Origin of the sequence: Bradyrhizobium sp. (assembly GCF_049586575.1) — a bacterium.
In the GTDB taxonomy this organism is placed as follows: domain Bacteria; phylum Pseudomonadota; class Alphaproteobacteria; order Rhizobiales; family Xanthobacteraceae; genus Bradyrhizobium.
The window spans coordinates 1-4,856 of the sequence record NZ_JBAVCF010000398.1 but is presented as its reverse complement, the minus strand read 5'-3'; the positions used below and the strand labels follow the sequence as shown (position 1 = coordinate 4,856).

Below are 4,856 nucleotides of genomic sequence, written 5' to 3'. Positions count from 1 at the left end.
GTTCCCACGCGTTACTCACCCGTCTGCCGCTGACGTATTGCTACGCCCGCTCGACTTGCATGTGTTAAGCCTGCCGCCAGCGTTCGCTCTGAGCCAGGATCAAACTCTCAAGTTGGACTTGAAACTTCAAACCGGCTGATCACAACGTTTGACGAGGTCCCACCATTTTTTGCCAGCCGAAGCTGACAGATGCCTGCGATTCACATCGCGGGCAACGATGGTGTAACCTTTAAACGTGTACCGCCGAAGTCTTTCGTCCGACCCCGAAACACTGAAAGCCGAAGCCTTCAAACATTCCGAGATCCGCAAGGACTCCGCCGTCCACGTTTCTCTTTCTTCATCTTCACTTGTCAAACAGCCCGGGGTCCGAGAACCCCTCTCCCTGTTCGGGAGCAACCCATCCGAAACCTTCCAAGGAAGCTTTCGAACACCCCACTCGACGACAAATGACAACCGGTTGCCACCGGCTGTTGATTCACTCATCTCAGTGAGGAGCTTCACGGGCACGATTACATACCTTGGCCGAGGACCAAGGCAGCGCCGCGCTCAGTGGGCGGTTTATAGGCCGCCCAGATCGGCGTTGTCAACGCCTGTTGTCAACAAATCGTCGTACCGCGTCAGAGAATCCTGCACAGCGTGAAAGCCTAGATTTTTCAGGACTTCACGCCGTACTTGAGCCACAATCCTACGACGTTCTGGCATACATAGGTACTGAATCGCCTGATGCGAGTGGGGGCCGAGGCGGTGAAAATACCAGGGAAAAGGCGAGGACGACCCATGAGCCTGTCGCCTCGCTCACGCGGACCGACAACTTCGAAGAGATTTGCACACTATTTACATCCGTGATTCCGGCGGCGCTTTTGGCTTCCTGTCACGAAAATCCGTGCGGTACGTCGCACTCCCGTTCCTTCCCGGAAGGGGCGACCTAGGCGGCGCAGGGTCTCGTCGAATGCAGAAGCAATTTGGGGGGATGGTGGGTTGAACCACAGGACGTCACGCGGGGGCGGATACGGGCGTGATACCGGGGTCATCGACCTCGGCCACGAGCCGCCGCTATCGGTCGACGGTTCCGAGGCCGCGGTGATCGATCGCCGCCGTATCTCCGTCCAGTGGTTTAGCGGCACGATTCTGACTGGTCTGTGCGGCGCAGCCCTGATCGGCGGCGCCGTTTTTGCGTCGCTCGATGGCGAAATGACCTTCGCCAAGCTTCCGGAGCGGGTCGAGGGCGCGTTGCGCGGGGCGTTCAGCGCCAACGACCGTGGCGCGAGCCTGCACAAGAGCGATCGCCTGCCGCCGCCGGGCGAAGCGACCGCGGCACGCAATGTGGTGCGGGTTTCGACGGTGACGCGGGTCGGCAACCGCGACGTGATGCGGGTGCGGCCGTTCATCCGCATCTCCGGCAACCTGTCGATGTCGACAAGCGATCTCTCCGCCAAGATTCCGCCCTTCAACGTCCAGCGCTTGTTGACCGATGTCGGCACCAGCGCGCCGGCCGCCGCCGACGATCCAAACACTGCCGAACCCGATGCCGAAGTCTCGTTCGTCACCAAGGATCTCGCGCCGATCCTGCCCAAGGCCAGGATCGCCGCCGTGATCCCGCTCGATGAGATCCTTTTGCGGGTACGCGACGCTTCTAACTGGCGTAGCAATGGCGGCGTCAAATACGCCTCTCTCGCCAACGCCGCCGCCGATGTCACCGGCGCACAGGGCGGCCTCAAACTGGCCTACGCGACCGAAGGCAATGTGTCCGACCCCTATGCCGGCTTCGAGACCCGGGTCGTGCCTGAAAACGTCACCTTGCTTCCGAAGACCAAGGACCAGATCACCGGCGGCAACCCGACCGGCGAACGCGTCCACGTCGTCAAGAAAGGCGACACCATCGCCTCGATCCTGCGCGACCAGGGAGCGACGGCGGAAGAAATCAGGGCGATCGCCGTCACGCTCGGCGCCCGCGGCCGCGACGGCGGCCTGAAAGACGGCGAGAAGGTCCGCATCCTGATGTCGCCGGCCGGACCCGGCCAGCGCCTGCAACCCTCTCGCGTCATCGTCGCCAACGATTCTGCCATTGAAGCGGTCGCAGCACTTTCCGATCTCGGCAAATACGTTCCGGTCGACGTGCAGAGCATGAACACCGTCACCGATACGGCCGACAACAACAGCAACGACGACGACGATGACGATGGGACCGGGGTTCGCCTCTATCAAAGCATTTACGAGACCGCGCTGCGCAACAAGGTGCCGCAGAACGTCATCGAGGACATGATCCGCATCTATTCCTACGACGTCGACTTCCAGCGCAAGGTGCAGCCCGGCGACTCCTTCGACGTCTTTTTCGCCGGCGAGGACGAAAGCCCGGCCAGCAACGAAAAATCCGAAGTGCTGTATGCTTCTCTGACGCTCGGCGGCGAAACCAAGAAATACTACCGCTTCCAGACCCCCGACGATGCGGTGATCGATTTCTACGACGAGACCGGCAAGAGCGCGAAGAAGTTCCTGGTCCGCAAACCCGTCAACAACGCCATCATGCGCTCCGGCTTCGGCAGCCGACGCCATCCGATCCTCGGCTACGTCAAGATGCACACCGGCGTCGACTGGGCGACCGCCTATGGCACGCCGATTTTCGCTTCCGGCAACGGCGTGGTCGAAGTGGCCGGCTGGGAAGGCGGCTATGGCAAGTACGTCAAGCTGAAGCACAACAACGGCTACGAGACCGCCTACGGCCACATGTCAGCCTTCGCCAAGGGCCTGGAAGTCGGAAAACGGGTTCGACAGGGCCAGGTCATCGGCTTCGTCGGTTCGACCGGACAATCGACCGGCGCCCACGTCCACTATGAAATCCTCGTCAACGGCCGCTTCGTCGATCCCATGCGCGTTAAGTTGCCGCGCGGCCGCTCGCTGGAAGGGCCGATGCTGACGAACTTCGAGAAGGAGCGCGACCGGCTGGATGCGATGATGACCGGCCGCGCGCGCATTTCCGACGCCAATGGCGGTCCGGTGCAGCTCAGCACCCGCTGATCCCCAGGAAAGCCCGTCGTCGTCCTCACGACGCTGAGGCGCTTACAACTACAAAAACGATGCCGATCGCGGTGAGGCCGAAGGCCACCGCCGCCAACGGCAACAATGCGTCGATGGCCGCATGCGAGCCGTGCAGCCTCGCGCCCCAAACCTGGAAATCCCCCGCTGCCCAATCGCGCAACGATATCTGCTGCGGATCATGAGGTTGTTCCAGCGGCAACCGGCGCCTTTTCCAGACGGCGGACAACGTCCACAGCAGCAGGACAGCTCCCAGCAGCAACAGGCTGACGAATGCCAGCGAAAGGCTGGTGTAACCGCCGCGATCGAAAAGCGCCCAGGCGCTGATCACGAACCACGCGACAAGGCAGGCGGCTACGCCATAGATGCGTGAATGAAGCTGTTCGAATACGGGCTTGTTATGGGCGACAAACTCCCTGCTCATGACCGCGCTCTCTGCTGCGTTTGAGTTGGGGGTCTGCTGAAAAGACCTCGTGCCAATCGACCAACGGCCTCAGCTTGCGCGGGGTTTCATTAAATATCGGAAAGTCGTTCGAGTATCCGTAGGCTGGCGCTTCGCGGCGAAGGGCGCAGGGCATCACGTCACGAAAAAACCCGGACGCGTTAGCTGCGTCCGGGCGTTCTTTTCAGTTTCAGCTTGCTTCAGTTCAGCTTGCGCTTCGGCACCGGCGTCTCGAACTGCGCGATCTCGGCGGTCTGACGCGCCTTGCCGTCGAACGTCAGCACGTTGCCCTTCGCCGAAATCGTCACGCGATCGCCGTCGTGAATCTCGCCGGCAAGGATCATCTCGGCGAGCGGATCCTGCACGTTGCGCTGGATCACCCGCTTCAACGGGCGCGCCCCATAGGCGGGGTCCCAGCCTTTTTCAGCGAGCCACTCGCGCGCGGCAGCATCCAGCGTGAGCGTGATCTTGCGCTCCTCCAGGAGCTTCGTCAGCCGGCCGAACTGGATCTCCACGATCAGTCCCATCTCGCTCTTTTGCAGCCGGTGGAACAGGATGATCTCGTCGACGCGGTTCAGGAACTCGGGACGGAAATGCGCACGCACGGTGCCCATCACCAGTTCGCGAACGGCGGATGTGTCTTCGCCCTCCGGCTGATTGACCAGGAATTCCGAACCGAGATTCGAGGTCATGATGATCAGCGTGTTGCGGAAATCGACGGTGCGGCCCTGACCGTCGGTCAGGCGGCCGTCATCGAGCACCTGCAACAGCACGTTGAAGACATCCGGATGGGCCTTTTCGATCTCGTCGAACAGCACGACCTGGTAGGGCCGCCGCCGCACCGCTTCGGTGAGCGCCCCGCCCTCGTCGTAGCCGACATAGCCGGGAGGCGCGCCGATCAGCCGCGATACCGAATGCTTCTCCATGTATTCGGACATGTCGAGGCGCACCATCGCGGTCTCGTCGTTGAAGAGATACTCCGCCAGGGCTTTTGTCAGTTCGGTCTTGCCGACGCCGGTGGGCCCCAGGAACATGAACGATCCCATCGGCCGGTTCGGATCCTGCAAGCCCGCCCGCGAACGGCGCACGGCGGTTGCAACCGCATGCACCGCTTCGGCCTGGCCGACCACGCGCTGGCCGAGGCTCGCCTCCATTTTCAGGAGCTTGTCCTTTTCGCCTTCCAGCATCTTGTCGACGGGCACGCCGGTCCAGCGCGAGACCACCTGCGCGATGTGGTTGGCGGTGACCGCCTCCTCCATCATCTCGGCGTTCTCGTTGGCCTCGATGTCGACGAGCTTCTTCTCAAGCTCGGGAATCCGGCCATAGGCCAGTTCGCCCGCGCGCTGGAATTCGCCGCGGCGCTGGGCGTTGGCGAGTTCGA

The 4,856-nt window shown here is 62.0% G+C and carries 3 protein-coding genes and 1 rRNA gene; 1 reads left to right on the top strand and 3 read right to left on the bottom strand.

Annotated elements, in window-relative coordinates:
- A 16S ribosomal RNA gene (locus WB528_RS15845) occupies window positions 1-115 on the bottom strand; the annotation flags it as partial.
- Between the two features lie 863 nt (window positions 116-978).
- Here WB528_RS15845 and WB528_RS15840 point away from each other — a divergent pair.
- Window positions 979-3,015 (top strand): peptidoglycan DD-metalloendopeptidase family protein, encoded by a 2,037-nt coding sequence (locus WB528_RS15840; protein ID WP_423889356.1) that lies wholly within the window; start codon window positions 979-981, stop codon window positions 3,013-3,015.
- A 25-nt stretch (window positions 3,016-3,040) separates the two neighbouring features.
- Here WB528_RS15840 and WB528_RS15835 read toward each other — a convergent pair whose 3' ends face one another.
- Together WB528_RS15835 and WB528_RS15830 are read right to left on the bottom strand one after the other, a co-directional pair.
- Window positions 3,041-3,457 carry a hypothetical protein gene (locus tag WB528_RS15835; RefSeq protein WP_423889355.1) on the bottom strand — a complete coding sequence of 139 codons (417 nt, stop codon included), beginning with the start codon at window positions 3,455-3,457 and terminating at the stop codon, window positions 3,041-3,043.
- Between the two features lie 218 nt (window positions 3,458-3,675).
- A partial coding sequence (locus WB528_RS15830) for an AAA family ATPase (RefSeq protein WP_423889354.1) occupies window positions 3,676-4,856 on the bottom strand: 1,181 nt, incomplete at its 5' end.

What these genes read in the sequence shown, in the direction of transcription:
- WB528_RS15835 (WP_423889355.1), bottom strand. Translation starts at nt 3,457, where the DNA reads ATGAGCAGGGAGTTTGTCGCCCATAACAAGCCCGTATTCGAACAGCTT.